Raw genomic sequence first — 18,212 nt, forward strand, 5'->3', positions numbered from 1 at the left:
AAGGAACCCCATGACGAAGCTCAAGCTGGCCATCGTCGGGGCGGGACCGGCAGGCATCTACGCCGCCGACCTCCTGCTCAAGGCCGAGCGCAAGTTCGATGTCTCCATCGACCTGTTCGAGCAGCTGCCCGCGCCCTACGGTCTGGTCCGCTACGGCGTCGCCCCCGATCACCCGCGCATCAAGGGCATCATCACGGCGCTGCGCGACGTGCTCGACCGCGGTGACATCCGCCTGTTCGGCAACGTGCGCTTCGGTACCGACATCACCATCGACGACCTCAAGCGCCACTACAACGCGGTGATCTTCGCCACCGGCGCCGTGCGCGATTCGTCGCTCGACATCCCGGGCATCGACGCCGACCACTCGTTCGGCGCGGCCGAGTACGTGAGCTGGTTCGACGGGCATCCGGATGTGCCCCGCGAGTGGAGTCTGGATGCCGAGTCGGTCGGCGTCATCGGCAACGGCAACGTCGCGCTCGACGTCGCGCGCATGCTCGCCAAGCACGCTGACGATCTGCTCGTCACCGAGGTGCCCGACAACGTCTACCAGGGTCTGAAGGCCAGCCGCATCACGGACGTGCACGTGTTCGGTCGCCGCGGCCCGGCCCAGGTGAAGTTCACGCCGCTCGAGCTGCGCGAGCTGGGGGAGCTGCGCGATGTCGACATGGTCGTGTACGACGAGGACTTCGACTACGACGAGGCGTCACGCCAGGCCGTCACCAGCAACAAGCAGGTCATGGTGATGGATCGCATCATGCAGTCGTGGCGCAAGCTCGACTCGGTGAACAACGCGGGTGGCACGGCATCCCGTCGCCTGCACCTGCACTTCTGGGCTCGCCCGGTCGAGGTCAGGAAGGACGAGAACGGCCGCGTCGCGGCGCTCGTCTACGAGCGCACGACGTCCGACGGCGCCGGCGGTGCGGTCGGCACCGGCGAGATGCGCGAGGTGCCGATGCAGGCGCTCTACCGCGCGATCGGGTACTTCGGCTCGCCGCTGCCCGGAGTGCCGTTCGACAAGAAGCACGGCGTGATCCCCAACCGCGAGGGACAGGTGCTCGAGACGAAGTCGAACCAGCGCGTGCCCGGCATCTACGCGACAGGCTGGATCAAGCGCGGTCCGGTCGGCCTGATCGGCCACACCAAGTCGGATGCCATGGAGACGGTGCGGCATCTGATCAACGACCAGGGCTCGTGGTGGCAGCCCGAGGATCCGTCCGACGAGGCGATCCCGGCACTGCTCGCCGAGCGCGGCGTGGCATGGACCGACCTCGAGGGCTGGCACCGTCTCGACGCGCACGAGATCGAGCTCGGCGCGCCGCACGAGCGTGCACGGGTGAAGCTCGTGCCGCGCGACGAGATGGTGCGCGTCTCGCGCGGGGAGTGAGATCTCCGCGCCCGGTAGGTTGAAGGCATGGCCGACTGGGTTCCCGATGTGCTCGGTGAGGGCTTCCAGCAGCTCACCCTCCCGCTGGGAGAGGACGTCGAGGGGGAGATCGTCGCGACCGTCGTGCGCGCTCTGCCCCGTCCCGTCCCGTGGTGGCGGCCGGGTGGTGACCGCCGCCCGCTGGCCGACGTCGACGTGCTCTACGTGCACGGGTGGTCGGACTACTTCTTCCAGAAGCGGCTCGCGCGGTCCTGGAACGATCGCGGTGCCCGGTTCTTCGCTCTCGACCTGCGCAAGTACGGTCGCAGCCTGCGCCCCGGGCAGACACCGGGATACGTGACGGATCTCGACGAGTACGACGCCGACATCGCGGCGGCGCTCGAGGCGAGGGGGGATGCCGCTGGCCGGCGTCTCGTGCTGCTCGGTCACTCCACAGGAGGGCTCATCCTCAGCCTGTGGGCATCGCGTCATCCGGGTCAGGTCGACGCCGTCGTGCTCAATGCGCCGTGGCTGGAGTTCCAGCTCGGCGCTGCTCGCGCGGCGATCACCCCGGTGGTCGAGCTGCAGGCCCGGCTGCGTCCGATGGAGGCGGCGCCTCAGGTCGACCTCGGCTTCTACACGAGGGCGCAGCGCGAAGTGGCGGATCCGGACGATCCGGTCGAGGTGAATCCGCTGTGGCGGCCGGAGCAGGCGATGACCGTGCACGCCGCCTGGCTGCGGGCGGTGCTCGCCGGGCACGCCGCCGTGTCACGGGGCCTGAACATCGAGGCGCCGATCTGCGTGCTCCTCTCGGCGCGGTCGGCGCTGCCCACCCGATGGTCCGATGAGCTGACGTCGGCGGACAGCGTGCTCGTGGTCGACGACATCGCCCGAGCCGCGCTCAAGCTCGGTCGCTCGGTGACCGTCGAGCGGATCGATGGCGCACTGCACGACGTCTTCCTCTCACGCCCAGACGCGCGCGCCGACGCGTACGCGCGCCTCGACCGCTGGGTGCGCGGGTGGGCGCACGCCGACGCCGCGCTCAGACGAGCCAGTACATCCGCCGACACGCCTGCTCGGCGGCATCCGCGTCGCCCCGTTGCAGCGCGTCTTCCAGCTCTGCGCACGCGCTGATCACCGACGGGCGTCGTTCGACCGGCACCTCGTGCGTCTTCAGCGCACGTGCGAGGGCGAGGCTGGCCTCGTCGATCACCGCCTGCTGCAGGGCGTTGCCCGTGCGGGCGGCCAGGTACTCGATCACGGCGCGCCGTGCGCTCGAGGTCGAGACCGGATCCGACACGTCGGCGGCCACGGCGCGGATGAGCCGGCCGACCGTCTTCACCTCGCCGGGCTTGAGACGCGGGCAGGCGAGGCGCACGATGAGACTCGCCTGCAGACCGGCGAAGATGTGCGCCGTCTCGACCTGATCTGGCGTGACCGACGACACCTCGGTGTATCTGCTCGGATACATCATGACGAGACCGATGCGCTCGAGTCGTTGCAGCGCCTCGCGCACGGGCGTGCGCGACACCGACAGCTCGGCGGCCAGCTCGCTGTCGCGGATCCGCGCCCCCGGGGCGAGCTCGCCGCTCACGATGCGCTCACCGATCAGATGGAACAGGCCCTCGGCGAGAAGCTGCTTCCTTGCCGCGATATCGACCCTCGGCGGTCGTTCGACGTCGATCATGTATCTCTCCCCAATACGCCTCACGGCGTCCCCGGGCTGCCCCATACAACCCATACACCGGCATTCTACTCAGCGGGTCCGACATGGCTCCGGCGGCGCTGTCCGCGCCGTCGCGGCGCGACCGTCAGGCGACGCGCACGGCGCTCGTCAGGGGGAGGGAGCACAAGAGCCGCGCTCACCCGGTGAGCGCGGCTCTCGGCTGAGACAGGAGCGTGTCAGCGGTAGTTGATGAACTGCAGGTCGATGTCGAGGTCGCTGCTCTTGAGCAGGGCGATCACAGCCTGCAGGTCGTCGCGGCTCTTCGACTGCACGCGCAGCTCGTCGCCCTGGATCTGGCTCTTCACGCCCTTGGGGCCCTCGTCGCGGATGATCTTGCCGATCTTCTTCGCGTTCTCACTCGAGATGCCGTCCTTCAGGCTCGACGTGAGGCGGTACTCCTTGCCGCTCGCGACCGGCTCACCCGACTCGAGGCTCTTCAGAGAGATGCCGCGCTTGATCAGCTTCGACTGGAACACGTCGAGCACGGCGTTCACGCGCTCCTCGGAGTTCGCGACGATCACGATCTGCTCGCCGCTCCACGAGATCGAGGCGCCGGTGCCCTTGAAGTCGTAGCGCTGCTCGATCTCCTTGCGTGCCTGGTTGAGAGCGTTGTCGGCCTCCTGGTGATCAACCTTGGAGACGATGTCGAACGAAGAGTCAGCCATGACTACCACCATAGAGCGTTGCCCCCCACAGCCGGGGGCTCCGCATCACTTGCCTTTTCCTTTGCCCTGCGAGGAGTCGCTCTTGCCCGCGGCCTTGCCGGAGTTCGTCTGCGGCGAGCTTCCCGAGTTGTTCCCCGGGCCCGCGTTCGGATTCCCGCTCGCGTTCTCCGCCACCGTGCTGCCCGCGGTCTTCACCTCGGTCTGAGCCGGTTGAGCCGGTTGAGCCGGCTCGACGGGCTCGACCGGTGTCTCGGCGATCGGCGTGGTGACCGGCTGCTCGGCATCCGGAGCGGCTGGCGTCTCCGCGACCTGCGCGGGGGTGACGGTCGGCGTCGGGTCGGAGCCGGCCGGCCAGGCCATCCATCCGCCGACGAGCACGGCGGCCGCGGCGGCAGAAGCGGCGAACAGTCCCATCGTCCGACGGCGCATCGGGCGACGCTCCTGCACATCGGGCGTGGTCGCCGACGCGATCTTCGGCGCCACCGGGGTCGCGATGGCGACCGCCGGCAGCGCCTTCGTCACCGCAGTGGGGTCGGTCGTCACTCCGGCGGTGTCATCACGGGCATCCGTCGACATGATCGACACCTCGTGCACCACCTCGGCGGCTGTCGGGCGCTGGTCTGGCTCGCTGTGGGTCATCCGACGCAGCAGCCGCACCCACTCGACGCCGAGTTCATCCGGGATGCTCGGCTCGCTGACCAGACGCGCGAGCGCGGTCTGCACGTCGCGGGTGCGCGGGAAGGCCGGCTCACCCGTGAGCGATTCGAGCAGCACCAGGCCGAGGGAGTAGATGTCGGCGGCAGGGGTGATCGGATCGGCCCGCACCTGCTCGGGTGCCATGTACGCGGCCGTGCCGATGGCGATCCCCGGTGAGGTGCGTCGCGCCTCGTCGGGGTGGAAGGCGATGCCGAAGTCGGTGAGCTTCGCCGTCCAGCCGTCGTTCGCGTCGGAGCGCGCCAGCAGCACGTTCGACGGTTTGACATCCCGGTGCACGATGCCGCGCCGGTGCACGACCCGCAGCGCGTCCGCGAGGTCGCGACCGATCGCGGCCGTCTCGCGCCGACTGAGGGGGCCCTGCAGGAGACGGGTGGCGAGCGTCGGCCCGTCGATGAACTCCATCACCAGGTAGCGAGGGTGGGGCAGGTCGAGGCTCGCGTCGTAAAGGGCGACGAGGGAAGGATGGGAGAGGGATGCCAGCAGCGCGGTCTCACTGTGCACCCGCTCGGACTCCAGGGGCATCTCGTCGTCGGCGCGCAGCAGCTTGATCGCGACCGTGCGGCGCAGCAGGGTGTCGTTGGCGCGGTACACCATCGAGGTTCCGCCCCTGCCCACGCAGCCGTCGAGTCGGTATCGGCCGTCGAGGAGGGGAGCAGTGGCCTCGTCGTCGATCGTGTCCATCGCAACTCCGCAATCCGGCACGGCTCGGGACGCCGTGACCCTGCTCACGCTAGGTGTCGTGCGCCCGATCGTCTTGTGCCTTGACGATGTGCGGCAGACGTGCAATAGAGGGCGAGCTTGAAAGCGTTTCCATGGCAGCGCTAGGGAATGGGTGTGGATCACATGTTGGTCTCGGTGATCTCGCCCATTGCGCACCGTCCTGGGAGGGATGCATACTGTAAGCGCTTGCAGTTTCCGCAGGCCACCCGCATCCAGAGAGGCACGCACCAATGAAGGTGACAAAGAGGAGCATCCTCGCGTTCGGCGCACTCGCCGCAACTTCCGCACTGGCCCTGGCCGGCTGCTCATCATCCACTCCCGCCGGCGACGACAACTCCGGTGACAGCGCCGAGCTGTCGGGCCAGATCACCGTGTGGGTCGACGCCGACCGCGCGGACGTCATGAAGGAGGCGGCGGCGGAGTTCACCGATGACACGGGCGTGAAGGTGGCGTTCGTGCAGAAGGAGTTCGGCGAGATCCGCGACCAGTTGGTGCAGCAGGCGCCCACGGGCAAGGGTCCGGACGTCGTCGTCGGCGCCCACGACTGGCTCGGCATCCTCGTCAGCAACGGCGTCGTCGCCCCCGTCGAACTGGGCGACCGCGCCGAGGAGTTCCAGCAGATCGCCCGCGACGCGTTCAGCTACGACGGGCAGCTCTACGGCGTGCCGTACGCCATCGAGAACATCGGCCTCATGCGCAACACCGACCTGGTCTCCGAGGCGCCCACCGACTTCGACGACATGATCGCGAAGGGCAAGGCGGCAGGCACGGAGTTCCCCTTCCTCGTCGGTCTCGACCCTGAGCAGTCCGACCCGTACCACCTGTACCCGTTCCAGACCTCCTTCGGCGCCCCCGTCTTCGGACAGAACTCCGACGGCAGCTACAACGCCGAAGACCTGCAGGTCGGCAACGACGGCGGCAAGAAGTTCGCCTCATGGCTGGCCGAGCAAGGCAAGGCCGGGGTGTTCAACACCAACATCACCGGTGACCTGGCCAAGGAGAACTTCCTCGCGGGCAAGTCCCCGTTCTTCCTCACCGGTCCGTGGAACGCTCCGGCAGCCACCGAGAAGGGGCTGAACATCGCGATCGACCCGATCCCGTCGGCCGGTGGCGAGGACGCGCAGCCGTTCGCCGGCGTGCAGGGCTTCTTCCTGAGCGCCGAGAGCAAGAACAAGCTCGCCGCGAACGAGTTCCTGCTCAACTACGTCGGCTCCGAGAAGGTGCAGACCGCGCTTTACGAGGTCGGAGGACGCGCACCCGCCCTGACCGCCGCGTTCGAGTCCGCCGTGAAGGACGACCCGATCACCGCCGGCTTCGGCGAGGTCGGCGCCAATGCCGTGCCGATGCCGAGCATCCCCGAGATGGGTTCGGTCTGGCAGTTCTGGGGCGTCACCGAGGCTGCCCTCATCAACAACAAGGGCGGCGACCCGACCGCTCTCTGGGAGAAGATGACCGCCGACATCCAGGGCGCCATCAGCAAGTGATCAGTCGACGGGGACGGCATCCCGCGACGGATGCCGTCCCCGTCCCTGCATCGACGATTCTCGACGAGGACGGATTATGACGATCACCCAGGACCCCGAGCACGGGGTCGTCGCTCCCCGGACGGCGCGCCAGCGCCGCGCCGCCCGCATCGCCGAGGCCGCCGCCGGCGGCTGGGGGCTGGTGCTCATGAAGATCGTCCTGCTCGGACTGATCCTCGCCCTCGCGGTCTTCGCCGCCTTCGTGCTCCTGCGCACCGACCTGTGGGTGCCCGCCGTCGTCGTGGTCGCGGCGGCGCTGCTCGCCGTCTGGGTGTACATGGGGCGCGGGCGCCTCCCGGGCAAGTATCTGATGCCCGGCCTGGTGTTCCTCTTCATCTTCCAGGTCTTCGCCGCCCTCTACACCGGCTACGTCGCATTCACGAACTACGGCACCGGCCACAACTCCGATAAGGACAGCGCCGTCAACGCTCTCATGCTGTCGGCGCAGGAGCGGGTGCCCGATTCGCCGGCCTACCGGCTCACCGTTCTCGACCAGCTGGGCGAGCTGTCGTTCCTCGTCACAGACCCCGACGGCGACGTGAGCATCGGCGGTCAGGACCGCCCGCTCGAAGAGGTCTCCGGAGCCGAGATGGACGGCGGCGAGGCCGTCGGCGTCGCCGGCTACACCACCCTGAAGTTCGGCGACATCGTCGCGAAGCAGGAGCAGATCGCAGACATGGCGGTTCCGCTCAGCGACGACCCCAATGACGGCGTGCTGCGCACGCCGGACGGCTCGTCGGCCTATGTCTACACCTCCAGGCTCGTCTACGACGAGAACGTCGGCACGATGACCGACACGAGCAGCGGGGTCGTCTATCGCGACATCGGCACAGGCGCATTCACGGCGGATGACGGCACCGAGCTCACGCCCGGATGGCAGATCAACGTCGGCTTCGACAACTTCGCGCGCGCATTCGCAGAGCAGTCCATCCGCGGGCCTTTCCTGCAGGTGCTCGTGTGGACCTTCGCCTTCGCCATCCTGTCGGTGCTCACGTGCTTCGCGCTCGGCCTCTTCCTCGCGATCGTGTTCAACGACCCGCGCATGAAGTCGAAGAAGTACTACCGGGTGCTGATGATCCTGCCCTACGCCTTCCCCGGTTTCCTGTCCGCGCTCGTCTGGGCCGGCATGATGAACCAGGAGTTCGGGTTCCTGAACGTGGTGGTGTTCGGCGGCGCCGACATCCCGTGGCTCACGAACGAGTGGCTGGCGAAGGCCAGCATCATCCTCGTCAACCTGTGGCTGGGCTTCCCCTACATGTTCCTGATCTGCACGGGAGCGCTGCAGTCGATCCCGGATGACGTGCAGGAGGCCGCACGCGTCGACGGAGCGAGCGCCTGGCAGATCTTCCGCTCCATCAAGCTGCCGCTGCTCCTGGTCGCGGTCGCCCCGCTGCTGATCTCGTCGTTCGCGTTCAACTTCAACAACTTCAGCCTCATCTACATGCTGACCGGCGGCGGTCCTCGAGATGTCACCGCCGGGGTGAACGTCGGCGCCACAGACATCCTGATCACCATGGTGTACAAGGTCGCGTTCGTCGGATCCACCTCCGACTACGGACTCGCCAGCGCCTTCTCGATCATCATCTTCATCCTCGTCGCAACCATCTCGGTCATCGCCTTCCGGCGGACCAAGGCCCTGGAGGATCTGAACTGACATGAGCACCACGCAGATCACCCCGCCGTCCACGAGCACGAGCGCGATCGTCACCGGAGCCGGCGTGCGCGGCGACAGCCCCGAACCGCGCCGACCGTTCAGGAAGTACTTCCGCGAGACGGGCTGGCGCCACCTGGTCGGCATCGTCGCCACCGTGTTCGCCCTGTTCCCGCTGCTGTACGTGTTCAGTGCCTCGCTGAATCCCGGCGGAACCCTGCTCACCGCCAACTCGCTGTTCAGCAGCTGGGACTTCGGAAGCTACATCCAGCTGTTCCAGAACCCGTCGCAGCCGTACGGTGCGTGGTTCATGAACACGCTGGTCATCGGCCTGACGACTTCGGTGCTGACCGTGCTGCTGGGAGCGCTGGCGGCCTACAGCTTCTCGCGGATGCGCTTCAAGGGCCGACGCTTCACGCTCACCTCGCTGCTCGTCGTGCAGATGTTCCCGCAGATGCTGGCGATGGTCGCCATCTTCCTGATCATGGTGACGATCAGCGACATCTTCCCGGCCATCGGGCTGAACACGCAGATCGGCCTGATCATGGTCTATCTGGGTGGCGCACTCGGCGCGAACACCTATCTCATGTACGGGTTCTTCAACACCGTCCCCGCATCCATCGACGAGGCGGCGAAGATCGACGGCGCCGGTCACGCCCGCATCTTCTTCACGATCATCCTGCGCCTGGTGGCGCCCATCCTCGCCGTCGTCGGCCTGCTCAGCTTCATCGGCACCTCGAGTGAGTTCGTGCTGGCGAGCGTCATCCTCATCGACCCCGACAAGCAGACCCTCGCGGTCGGTCTGTACCGATTCGTGGCGGACGAGTTCTCGAAGAACTGGAGCGTGTTCGCCGCCGGAGCGGTGCTCGCCGCGATCCTGCCGGTCGCACTGTTCCTCGCGCTGCAAAAGTACATCGTCGGCGGTCTCACCGCCGGCAGCGTGAAGTAGAGCAGGCGGCGGGCGCCGCGCCCGTGGGAGAATTCCTCTCGAACTGAAAACTCAAGGGCTCTGTCATGGCAGCCGGCCGTGCAACCACGTCGCTTCCGACGGGTTGCACCGTCGCACCCATGAAAGGCCCACCCATGTCGCTTCCGCTTCCTCATCACGACGGCTCGCCCCTGTACGTCTCGAACGACGCACCGCAGCTCGGAGAGACCGTCACGGTCCGGCTGCGCGTCCCTGCCGGATACGGCCCGCTGACGGCCGTGCGCACGCGCTCCAACCCCGATCACGAGCCGGTGTGGACGGATGCCGTGCGCATCGGCTCCGGCGACGGCTGGGACTGGTGGGAGGCGCCCGTCACCGTCGGCAACCGACGACACGGCTACCGCTTCGTCCTGGTTCACGAGGACGGCCGGGTCGAGTGGCTGAACCAGAGCGGCCTCCACCGACTCGAGACGCTGGATGCCGAGGACTTCGCGCTCGTCGCCCACCCGGCGCCTCCCGCGTGGCTGCGGGAGGCTGTGATGTACCAGATCTTCCCGGACCGGTTCGCCCGCTCGGCTCAGGCCGATGAGCATCCGGCACCGGAGTGGGCGATCCCCGCCGCGTGGAACGAACCCGTCGACCCCGTGCTTCCCGGACGCTCGCAGCAGTTCTACGGCGGCGACCTGCCTGGCATCGTCGAGCACCTCGACCACCTGGTGTCGCTCGGGGTGAACCTCGTGTATTTGACGCCGGTGTTCCCCGCCCGGTCCAACCACCGCTACGACGCCGCGAGCTTCGACTCGATCGATCCGCTGCTCGGCGGCGATGACGCGTACATCCGCCTGATCGAGGAGTGCCACGCCCGCGGCATCCGGGTGATCGGAGATCTCACCAGCAACCACTCCGGAGACCGCCACGAGTGGTTCCAGGAGGCCCTGGGCAGTCCCGGAGCGGCCACCGAGACGTTCTACTACTTCACCGACGAGAGCAACACCGACTACGAGAAGTGGCTGGGGACCCCCACGCTGCCCAAGTTCAACTGGGCCTCCGCGGCGCTGCGCGAGCGGTTCATCACCGCGGACGACTCGGTCGTCGCGAAGTGGCTGAAGCCGCCCTACTCGATCGACGGATGGCGCATCGACGTCGCGAACATGACCGGGCGTCTCGGAGACATCGATCTCAACGCCGAGGTGCGGCAGCTGCTGCGCGAGACGATGCTGCGCGTCGCCCCGGATGCCGTCCTGTTCGCCGAATCCACGAATGATGCCACCAGCGACCTGCAGGGCGACGGATGGCACGGAGCCATGACCTATCCCTCGTTCACCCGCCCGCTGTGGGGATGGCTGGGCGCGCCGACTCGTGAGCCGTATCTGACGGCGGAGGGGGAGCAGCGCACCGAGCCGTGGTTCTTCGGGCAGCCGATCGGCGGCATCCCGTCGTACACGGCAGCGGAGTTCGCAGGCGCGGTGACGCGATTCACGGCCGGCATCCCGTGGCGGGTCCGGATCGCCAACATGCAGCCGCTCGACACGCACGACACCGGCCGCTTCGCCACGCACGCGGCGCCGGGAAGCGTGCAGGTCGCCGTGGGGCTGTCGATGACTCTGCCCGGTCTGCCGGTCGTCTACGCCGGCGACGAGTTCGGGCTCACCGGCGCCGACGGCGAGGTCAGCCGCACGCCGATGCCATGGTCGCGGCAGGACGATCCCCTTCCCGCTGAGACGCTCAGGACCTATCAGGCGCTGGTGGGACTGCGCCGCGCGCACCCCGTGCTCGGCGACGGCGGAATGCGCTGGCTGCATGTCGATGACGAGACCGTCGTGTTCGTGCGAGAGGGTGAGGACGAGAGCGTGCTGGTGCTGGCGACCCGCGGCGGGGCAAACCTCGTGCTGGCTCCCGGCGCGGTTGCGGGGGCGTCGTCGGCCGAGAGGCGGTACGGCGATGCGGCGCTGGCCGTGACGCATGACGGAGTGGCGCTCGCCGCGGATGGCCCCGCCTTCGCCGCCTGGGCACTGCCCGGAGTGGCCGTGCCGGCCGCGTCGCGTGGTGCTGACCGGAGCGAGGCGCGCGCGTGACCGCACCGGAGCGGTTCGAGGCGCTCAGCGCCGGACTCGCCGACGGGGTCCGGCGACACGACGATCTGATCGGACTGGTGATGCTGGGATCGGCCTCCGAGCAGGCCCGGTTCCGGCGCGACGAGTGGTCGGATCACGACTTCTTCGCCCTCATCGAGCAGGGCCGCGGGCACGAGGTCCGGCCTGACCTGTCCTGGCTGCCGGACCGGGAGCGGATCGTGCTGACCGCCCGGGAGGGCGAGATCGGCTTCGTCGCCGTGTACGACGACGGGCACGTGTTCGAGTTCGCGCTCTCCGAGGCCACGGAACTCGGCGGGGCTGTCGCGGGCGACGCGACGGTGGTGGTCGACGACGCGGCGGGCACCACGGCGATGCTGCTCGACGCCGCGCGCCGCCGCGCGGACGATCTCGACCGGTTCGACCCGGCCAACGACGCGCGAATCGTCCTCGTGAAGCTGCTGATCGGGGTCGGGCGGGTGCGCCGCGGCGAGCGATTGAACGGCGGGTCGTTCATCCGGCAATGGGCCGTGCAGATGCTCGTGCGAACCATCCGAGGGCGCGAATCGGGGCGATCCACCGCGCTGCGCGACGCGATCGACCCGGTGCGGCGGTTCGAGCACGACTTCCCGGACTGGGCCGCCGAGATCGCGGACGCGCTCGCCGCGCCCGAGGAGGACGCGGCCAGGACTCTGTTCGGGATGCTGCGCCGTCTCGAACCCGGCTGGCCGCAGTTCCCCAGCGCGGCGGCGGATGCCGTGGCGGCGAGGCTCGGCTGGGAGTAGGACAGCGGGGAGCGGACGGCGACACGACCCGAGGGTCCCGAAGCAGGGCGAGTGCCGGGCGTACGGTGTGCATATGGCAGCACGGGTCGGAGGGCGCAATCTGGCGATCAGCTGGATCGTCGGCGCGCTGTGCGCAGGTGTCGTGACCGCTCTGCTCTGGCTGTCGCTTCCGGCTGGCCCCGGGCTGCTGTTCGTGGTCGGCCAGCTGCTCGACGGGACTGTGCCGAGATAGCGACAGGCCCGAGACAGCGTCAGTCCTGAGACGGCGGCCGCCCGATATCCGGGACACATCGGCACGCCTGCGCCGTGCGGATCACGCGCGGCGCTAGCCTCGGTGTGCATCTATCACGAGAGGCGACCACATGAGCGACCCCGAAGTTCCCAAGAACGAGCAGCACCACGACGTGGACGACGTCGTCGGCCGTGCCAACGAGGGACTCGACGCCGCCGCCGCTGCTCGCGCGGACGCGTCGAACCCGGCTGCCGAGGCGAAGCCCGCCGACCCCGACATGGAGGCGTTCGCGGCTGCTGAGCGCGACTACCCGGGTACCTTCGGCGCATCCGAGCCGGCCGACGCCGACCGCCACATCGACGCCGACCGCGACCGCCATGCCGATGCCGATGCCCGAGCCGACGCCGACCGCCGTGCAGACGTGGCCGATGCTGCCGCTGCTGAGGCCGCAGCCGCCGATGCCGACCGCGTCGATTCCCACCGCGAGGCGTCGGCAGACCACGCCGTGTCCGGCACCGCGTCCGCAGACGCCGATGCGCACGGCGCGACCCACGCCGACCGCGAGCACCACCCGACGGTCGCCGATACGGCCTATGCGCCCCACTCCCCATCCGCCGCCGAGACCCAGGTCGTGCCCGCCGAGCCGGTGGCGCCCCCTGCGGCGCCGCAGCCGATCTTCGTGCAGGCCCCCGAGCCGCCCCGCGAGCTGGGCAACCGCGGCGCCGCCGGCGCCATCGGCCTGGTGGCGACGGTCGCCTTCGCCATCCTCTACCTCGCCGCGATCCTCGGCTTCGGCGCACTGGGCGGCGACGTCACCCTCGAGAACGTCGGCACCGCCGCGCTCGAGACGCTGATGACGTGGTCGTTCTGGGTTCCGGTCGTCGTGTTCTTCCTGTCGTTCTGGCTGCTGGGCGCCTTCGTCAACCGTGCTCGCTGGGGCACGTGGGTCATCTTCGGCCTGTTCGTGGCCATCGCGACCTACGGCGGATACATCCTCGGCCAGCTCTTCCAGGCGCCGTTCTGGCGTGTCACCGCCACCGAGTCGGTCCAGCTGGTGAACGAGCAGCTGCTCGCACCGCTGGCCATCGCCTCGTTCATCTTCGCCCGTGAGCTGACGATCTGGTTCGGCGCCTGGGTCGCCCGCAGCGGAGCCAAGAAGAAGGCGCTCAACGCCGAGGCGCAGGCGGAGTACGAGCGCACGCTCGAAGCGGGTCCTGCCGCACTGCGATGAGCGTAGTCTGACGGCATGAGCCTCAGAGACCCCCGCGGCCCCGTGCCGGAGGGGGTCTCTGCGTTTCTCGCCGGGGTGGTGGGCGGGGTCTGCTTCGCCGCCTTCGCCATTCCCGGACTGGGGATGCTGTCGTACTTCGCCGACGTCGACATCATCTCCGTCGAGGGACTCACCCTCTGGCCGGGAGTGGCGGGCATGGCGGTCGCGATCGCCGTCTTCGCGCTGCTGCTGGCACCGCTGCTGCGAAGGCGGCTTCCGCCCTACGGCGCGATGGTCCTCGTGGCGCTGGCCACGGCGCTCGCGCATCTCGCGGCAGTCTGGCTGTCGGCCATGGCCGGGGGCTCCGGACTCGCGCACGCGTCGGCAGCCGCATCGCAGATCGTCGTCCGCGGCTCCAGCGTCGTCATCATCGTCGCCGCGCTGATCGCCGGATGGATCGCCGTGGCGCTGCGCCGCTCGCGGTCGGGCACGCCGCGGTGGCCGTGGGAGCGCGACGACGACGAGTGACGGCGGACGCGCCGCCACTGGCAGGAAAGCGCGCCTGGAGGGCATCCCGGCCCTACTCTGTATTCGTGGAGAGGTCGCTGGAATCCCTCGTCGACCAGGCCGTCGAGGCCTGGCTGCGCTGGGTGCCGCGCTGGGCTCCGGCCACGCACCGGGGCCGGGTGGCGCCCTGTCGTCGCTGCCTCGGCTCTCCCGTGCTCTCCGCCGTCGGCATCGGCGGCAACGTGCCGCACGGGGTGCAGCACGGGCTCTCGACGCGGATCAAGTCGATCGTCGACCAGGCCGTCGCCGAGTACACCGCGCGCAACCTGCCGATGCTCCAGGCCGAGCTCGACCACCAGGCGGCGAGGAACCGGTCGCGCGCCTACCGGCCGGCCGACGGTCTCGATCCCGAGTACGAGGGGATGCCGCTCGATCCCGACCCCGTTCCGGGCGCGCCGTTCCTGTTCACCGTCGCGGGCCTGGCCGACGAGGCGGCTGCCCAGCTGCCGCCTCTGCCCCCGCTCTCCGACGAGGCCAAGGCCGCGCTGCGTCAGGAAGTCGCGCTCGCTGACGAGTACGCCAACATGGTCGGACGAGAGATCTGCGGCCTGCTGCTGCGGCACCGACTGCACGTGCAGGCGGCGATCTCGCAGTACGTCGAGCCGCAGATCGAGGCGATGCTGGCCGAGCTCAGCGAAGCACTGGACTCGCCCTTCGACCCGGACACGCCGTAGCACAGCATCCGGTGCTCATTTGACCGCCGCCGCCCGTGGCGCGTACACTTGATCGGGTGTGTGCATCACTGTGCGCACGCAGGGCGCCGGCACCGTCGGTTCGCCCCCACGGCATACCCATCACACCAAAAGCCCGACTTCTCTGTCGAGCCGGTGGGTCATGATGTGAAACCCATCACGCTGTCACCGTGCAGCACTATGAGGAGAGAACGTGCCAACTATTCAGCAGTTGGTTCGCAAGGGACGCTCGCCCAAGGTCACCAAGACCAAGGCGCCCGCCCTGAAGGCGAACCCGCAGCAGGCCGGCGTGTGCACCCGCGTGTACACCACCACCCCGAAGAAGCCGAACTCGGCGATGCGCAAGGTCGCTCGTGTGAAGCTGCGCAACGGCACCGAGGTGACCGCCTACATCCCCGGTGAGGGCCACAACCTCCAGGAGCACTCGCTGGTGCTCGTCCGCGGTGGTCGTGTGAAGGACCTCCCCGGTGTCCGCTACAAGATCGTCCGCGGTGCGCTCGACACCCAGGCAGTCAAGAACCGTAAGCAGGCTCGTTCCCGCTACGGCGCGAAGAAGGGCTGAGTCAGATGCCTCGTAAAGGTCCCGCACCCAAGCGCCCCGTCGTCAACGACCCGGTCTACGGCGCCCCGATCGTCACCTCGCTGGTGAACAAGATCCTCGTCGACGGCAAGAAGTCGCTCGCCGAGTCCATCGTCTACGGCGCCCTCCGCGGTGTCGAGGCGAAGAACGGCCAGGACGCCGTCGCCACCCTCAAGAAGGCGCTCGACAACGTGCGCCCCACCCTCGAGGTCCGCAGCCGCCGCGTCGGCGGCTCGACCTACCAGGTTCCCGTCGAGGTCAAGCCGCACCGTGCGAACACCCTCGCGCTGCGCTGGCTGGTCAGCTACGCCAAGGGCCGTCGTGAGAAGACGATGACCGAGCGTCTGCAGAACGAGATCCTCGACGCGTCGAACGGTCTGGGTGCCGCGGTCAAGCGCCGCGAAGACACCCACAAGATGGCCGAGTCGAACCGCGCCTTCGCCCACTACCGCTGGTAAAGGGCTGAGCGGATGCCGCCACCGCGGCATCCGCTCCCACTCTCTGTTCGTTCCTGAACCATCCCGGAGGAACCCCCGTGGCACAAGAAGTGCTCACCGACCTGAGCAAGGTCCGCAACATCGGCATCATGGCGCACATCGATGCCGGCAAGACCACCACGACCGAGCGCATCCTGTTCTACACGGGTGTCAACCACAAGCTCGGCGAGACCCACGACGGCGCGTCGACGACGGACTGGATGGAGCAGGAGAAGGAGCGCGGCATCACGATCACGTCTGCCGCCGTGACCTGCTTCTGGAACAACAACCAGATCAACATCATCGACACCCCCGGTCACGTGGACTTCACCGTCGAGGTCGAGCGCTCGCTGCGCGTGCTCGACGGCGCTGTCGCCGTCTTCGACGGCAAGGAGGGCGTCGAGCCCCAGTCCGAGACCGTCTGGCGTCAGGCCGACAAGTACGACGTGCCCCGCATCTGCTTCGTCAACAAGATGGACAAGCTGGGCGCCGACTTCTACTACACCGTCGACACGATCGTGAACCGCCTGGGCGCCAAGCCGCTCGTGCTGCAGCTTCCGATCGGCTCCGAGAGCGACTTCATCGGTGTCGTCGACCTCATCGAGATGCGCGCGCTCGTGTGGCCCGGTGACTCCAAGGGTGACGTGACCATGGGCGCCTCGTACGAGGTGCAGGAGATCCCCGCCGACCTTCAGGAGAAGGCCGAGGAGTACCGCCAGCACCTGCTCGAGACCGTCGCCGAGACCGACGACGCGCTGCTCGAGAAGTTCTTCGGCGGCGAGGAGCTCTCGATCGCCGAGATCAAGGGCGCGATCCGCAAGATGGTCGTCGCGAACGAGATCTACCCGGTGCTCTGCGGCTCGGCGTTCAAGAACCGCGGCGTGCAGCCGATGCTGGACGCTGTCGTCGACTACCTCCCGAACCCCCTCGACGTCGGTGCCATCGAGGCGCACGACCCGAAGGACGAGGAGAAGGTCATCGAGCGTCACCCCGACGCCAACGACCCGTTCTCGGCCCTGGCCTTCAAGGTCGCCGTGCACCCGTTCTTCGGTCGCCTGACCTACGTGCGCGTGTACTCGGGTCACCTCGACTCGGGCTCTGCCGTGGTCAACTCGACCAAGGGCAAGAAGGAGCGCATCGGAAAGATCTTCCAGATGCACGCCAACAAGGAGAACCCGGTCGACTCGCTCACCGCGGGCAACATCTACGCCGTCATCGGCCTGAAGGACACCACCACCGGTGACACCCTCGCCGACCCGGCCGCCCCGGTCGTGCTCGAGTCGATGACGTTCCCGGAGCCGGTCATCGAGGTCGCCATCGAGCCGAAGACGAAGGCCGACCAGGAGAAGCTGGGTCTCGCGATCCAGAAGCTCGCTGAGGAGGACCCGACGTTCCGCACCGAGCTCAACCCCGAGACCGGTCAGACGACCATCAAGGGCATGGGCGAGCTGCACCTCGACATCCTCGTCGACCGCATGAAGCGCGAGTTCCGCGTCGAGGCGAACGTCGGAAAGCCCCAGGTGGCCTACCGCGAGACGATCAAGAAGACCGTCGAGAAGCACGACTACACCCACAAGAAGCAGACGGGTGGATCGGGCCAGTTCGCGAAGATCCAGTTCAACATCGAGCCGCTCGACCTCGACGGCGACAAGACGTACGAGTTCGTCAACGCCGTCACCGGCGGTCGCATCCCGCGCGAGTACATCGGCTCGATCGATGCCGGTTTCCAGGACGCGATGAACGTCGGCGTGCTGGCGGGCTACCCGATGGTGGGCGTCAAGGCGACCATCGTCGACGGTGCCGCTCACGACGTCGACTCCTCGGAGATGGCGTTCAAGATCGCCGGCTCGATGGGCTTCAAGGAGGCCGCACGTCGCGCCAACCCGGTGCTGCTCGAGCCGCTGATGGCCGTCGAGGTCCGTACTCCGGAGGAGTACATGGGCGACGTCATCGGCGACCTGAACTCGCGCCGCGGGCAGATCCAGTCGATGGAGGACGCACAGGGCGTCAAGGTGGTGCGCGCTTCGGTGCCGCTGTCCGAGATGTTCGGCTACATCGGCGACCTGCGCTCGAAGACCTCCGGCCGCGCCGTCTACTCCATGGAGTTCGACAGCTACGCTGAGGTTCCGCGCGCCGTCGCGGATGAGATCGTCCAGAAGGCCAAGGGCGAGTAAGCCCTTCACCGGATGCCGGGGTCTCGGCCCTGGCATCCGGTACCCCACAACTTCACATTCACTCTCTACTAAACTGAGAAACCGAAATCCGTAGGGAGCCGGTCACAATCCAGTGCCCGGCGATCTCTACA

General features: G+C 68.2%; 17 protein-coding genes. 14 read left to right on the plus strand and 3 right to left on the minus strand.

Annotation, left to right across the window (positions count from 1 at the left end; translation table 11 throughout):
- Positions 1–10 precede the first annotated feature (10 nt).
- Both AB0O65_RS11400 and AB0O65_RS11405 read left to right on the plus strand, forming a co-directional pair.
- Positions 11–1,384, plus strand: a complete 1,374-nt coding sequence (locus AB0O65_RS11400; protein WP_071640316.1) for an FAD-dependent oxidoreductase — start codon at positions 11–13, stop codon at positions 1,382–1,384.
- A gap of 27 nt (positions 1,385–1,411) precedes the next feature.
- Complete coding sequence (locus AB0O65_RS11405; RefSeq protein WP_363385242.1) at positions 1,412–2,497, plus strand: alpha/beta hydrolase; 1,086 nt, start codon at positions 1,412–1,414, stop codon at positions 2,495–2,497.
- Here the strand turns inward: AB0O65_RS11405 and AB0O65_RS11410 are convergent.
- The 3 genes from AB0O65_RS11410 to AB0O65_RS11420 form a co-directional block, all read right to left on the minus strand.
- A complete protein-coding gene (locus AB0O65_RS11410; RefSeq protein WP_363385245.1) occupies positions 2,406–3,050 on the minus strand; it encodes a GntR family transcriptional regulator in 645 nt (214 codons plus the stop codon). The two genes, AB0O65_RS11405 and AB0O65_RS11410, sit on opposite strands and share 92 nt — an antisense overlap.
- A 215-nt stretch (positions 3,051–3,265) precedes the next feature.
- Entirely contained in the window at positions 3,266–3,754 is a 489-nt protein-coding gene (locus tag AB0O65_RS11415; RefSeq protein ID WP_071640312.1) for a YajQ family cyclic di-GMP-binding protein, read from the minus strand.
- A 45-nt stretch (positions 3,755–3,799) separates the two neighbouring features.
- The gene (locus AB0O65_RS11420; RefSeq protein WP_363385248.1) at positions 3,800–5,152 is read right to left on the minus strand and encodes a protein kinase; all 1,353 of its coding nucleotides are present in this window, start codon (positions 5,150–5,152) and stop codon (positions 3,800–3,802) included.
- 269 nt (positions 5,153–5,421) lie between these two features.
- Between AB0O65_RS11420 and AB0O65_RS11425 the strand changes: the two genes are divergently transcribed.
- From AB0O65_RS11425 to fusA, 12 genes are all read left to right on the plus strand, one after another.
- Entirely contained in the window at positions 5,422–6,675 is a 1,254-nt protein-coding gene (locus tag AB0O65_RS11425) for a maltose ABC transporter substrate-binding protein (protein WP_071640309.1), read from the plus strand.
- A 76-nt stretch (positions 6,676–6,751) separates the two neighbouring features.
- Complete coding sequence (locus AB0O65_RS11430; RefSeq protein WP_071640307.1) at positions 6,752–8,368, plus strand: ABC transporter permease subunit; 1,617 nt, start codon at positions 6,752–6,754, stop codon at positions 8,366–8,368.
- A gap of 1 nt (position 8,369) precedes the next feature.
- Positions 8,370–9,314: a sugar ABC transporter permease gene (locus AB0O65_RS11435; protein WP_313480103.1), complete on the plus strand. Its 945-nt coding sequence runs from the start codon at positions 8,370–8,372 to the stop codon at positions 9,312–9,314.
- Positions 9,315–9,448: 134 nt separating this feature from the next.
- Positions 9,449–11,368, plus strand: a complete 1,920-nt coding sequence (locus AB0O65_RS11440) for a glycoside hydrolase family 13 protein (RefSeq protein ID WP_363385253.1) — start codon at positions 9,449–9,451, stop codon at positions 11,366–11,368.
- Complete coding sequence (locus tag AB0O65_RS11445) at positions 11,365–12,150, plus strand: hypothetical protein (protein ID WP_071640301.1); 786 nt, start codon at positions 11,365–11,367, stop codon at positions 12,148–12,150. The genes AB0O65_RS11440 and AB0O65_RS11445 overlap by 4 nt, the downstream gene beginning before the upstream one ends.
- Before the next feature lie 73 nt (positions 12,151–12,223).
- The gene (locus tag AB0O65_RS11450; protein WP_177243762.1) at positions 12,224–12,382 is read left to right on the plus strand and encodes a hypothetical protein; all 159 of its coding nucleotides are present in this window, start codon (positions 12,224–12,226) and stop codon (positions 12,380–12,382) included.
- 130 nt (positions 12,383–12,512) lie between these two features.
- A complete protein-coding gene (locus tag AB0O65_RS11455; protein WP_363385256.1) occupies positions 12,513–13,613 on the plus strand; it encodes an ABC transporter in 1,101 nt (366 codons plus the stop codon).
- Between the two features lie 15 nt (positions 13,614–13,628).
- Positions 13,629–14,120, plus strand: coding sequence for a hypothetical protein (locus AB0O65_RS11460; protein ID WP_071640297.1), 492 nt, complete (start codon positions 13,629–13,631; stop codon positions 14,118–14,120).
- A gap of 65 nt (positions 14,121–14,185) precedes the next feature.
- Positions 14,186–14,833 (plus strand): spermidine/putrescine ABC transporter substrate-binding protein, encoded by a 648-nt coding sequence (locus AB0O65_RS11465; protein ID WP_071640295.1) that lies wholly within the window; start codon positions 14,186–14,188, stop codon positions 14,831–14,833.
- A 211-nt stretch (positions 14,834–15,044) separates the two neighbouring features.
- Positions 15,045–15,413 carry a 30S ribosomal protein S12 gene (rpsL, locus tag AB0O65_RS11470; RefSeq protein WP_018187369.1) on the plus strand — a complete coding sequence of 123 codons (369 nt, stop codon included), beginning with the start codon at positions 15,045–15,047 and terminating at the stop codon, positions 15,411–15,413.
- A 5-nt stretch (positions 15,414–15,418) separates the two neighbouring features.
- Positions 15,419–15,889 carry a 30S ribosomal protein S7 gene (rpsG, locus tag AB0O65_RS11475; RefSeq protein WP_017201608.1) on the plus strand — a complete coding sequence of 157 codons (471 nt, stop codon included), beginning with the start codon at positions 15,419–15,421 and terminating at the stop codon, positions 15,887–15,889.
- A gap of 77 nt (positions 15,890–15,966) precedes the next feature.
- Entirely contained in the window at positions 15,967–18,081 is a 2,115-nt protein-coding gene (gene fusA, locus AB0O65_RS11480; RefSeq protein WP_313480104.1) for an elongation factor G, read from the plus strand.
- Positions 18,082–18,212 lie beyond the last annotated feature (131 nt).

Source organism: Microbacterium sp. NPDC077391, from assembly GCF_040686955.1.
Lineage (GTDB): Bacteria > Actinomycetota > Actinomycetes > Actinomycetales > Microbacteriaceae > Microbacterium > Microbacterium commune.

Excerpts from the sequence above, each read along its gene's own strand:
- AB0O65_RS11400 (WP_071640316.1), top strand. The coding sequence starts at position 11 with ATGACGAAGCTCAAGCTGGCCATCGTCGGGGCGGGACCGGCAGGCATC.
- AB0O65_RS11405 (WP_363385242.1), top strand. The coding sequence starts at position 1,412 with ATGGCCGACTGGGTTCCCGATGTGCTCGGTGAGGGCTTCCAGCAGCTC.
- AB0O65_RS11410 (WP_363385245.1), bottom strand. The coding sequence starts at position 3,050 with ATGATCGACGTCGAACGACCGCCGAGGGTCGATATCGCGGCAAGGAAG.
- AB0O65_RS11415 (WP_071640312.1), bottom strand. The coding sequence starts at position 3,754 with ATGGCTGACTCTTCGTTCGACATCGTCTCCAAGGTTGATCACCAGGAG.
- AB0O65_RS11420 (WP_363385248.1), bottom strand. The coding sequence starts at position 5,152 with ATGGACACGATCGACGACGAGGCCACTGCTCCCCTCCTCGACGGCCGA.
- AB0O65_RS11425 (WP_071640309.1), top strand. The coding sequence starts at position 5,422 with ATGAAGGTGACAAAGAGGAGCATCCTCGCGTTCGGCGCACTCGCCGCA.
- AB0O65_RS11430 (WP_071640307.1), top strand. The coding sequence starts at position 6,752 with ATGACGATCACCCAGGACCCCGAGCACGGGGTCGTCGCTCCCCGGACG.
- AB0O65_RS11435 (WP_313480103.1), top strand. The coding sequence starts at position 8,370 with ATGAGCACCACGCAGATCACCCCGCCGTCCACGAGCACGAGCGCGATC.
- AB0O65_RS11440 (WP_363385253.1), top strand. The coding sequence starts at position 9,449 with ATGTCGCTTCCGCTTCCTCATCACGACGGCTCGCCCCTGTACGTCTCG.
- AB0O65_RS11450 (WP_177243762.1), top strand. The coding sequence starts at position 12,224 with ATGGCAGCACGGGTCGGAGGGCGCAATCTGGCGATCAGCTGGATCGTC.
- AB0O65_RS11455 (WP_363385256.1), top strand. The coding sequence starts at position 12,513 with ATGAGCGACCCCGAAGTTCCCAAGAACGAGCAGCACCACGACGTGGAC.
- AB0O65_RS11460 (WP_071640297.1), top strand. The coding sequence starts at position 13,629 with ATGAGCCTCAGAGACCCCCGCGGCCCCGTGCCGGAGGGGGTCTCTGCG.
- rpsG (WP_017201608.1), top strand. The coding sequence starts at position 15,419 with ATGCCTCGTAAAGGTCCCGCACCCAAGCGCCCCGTCGTCAACGACCCG.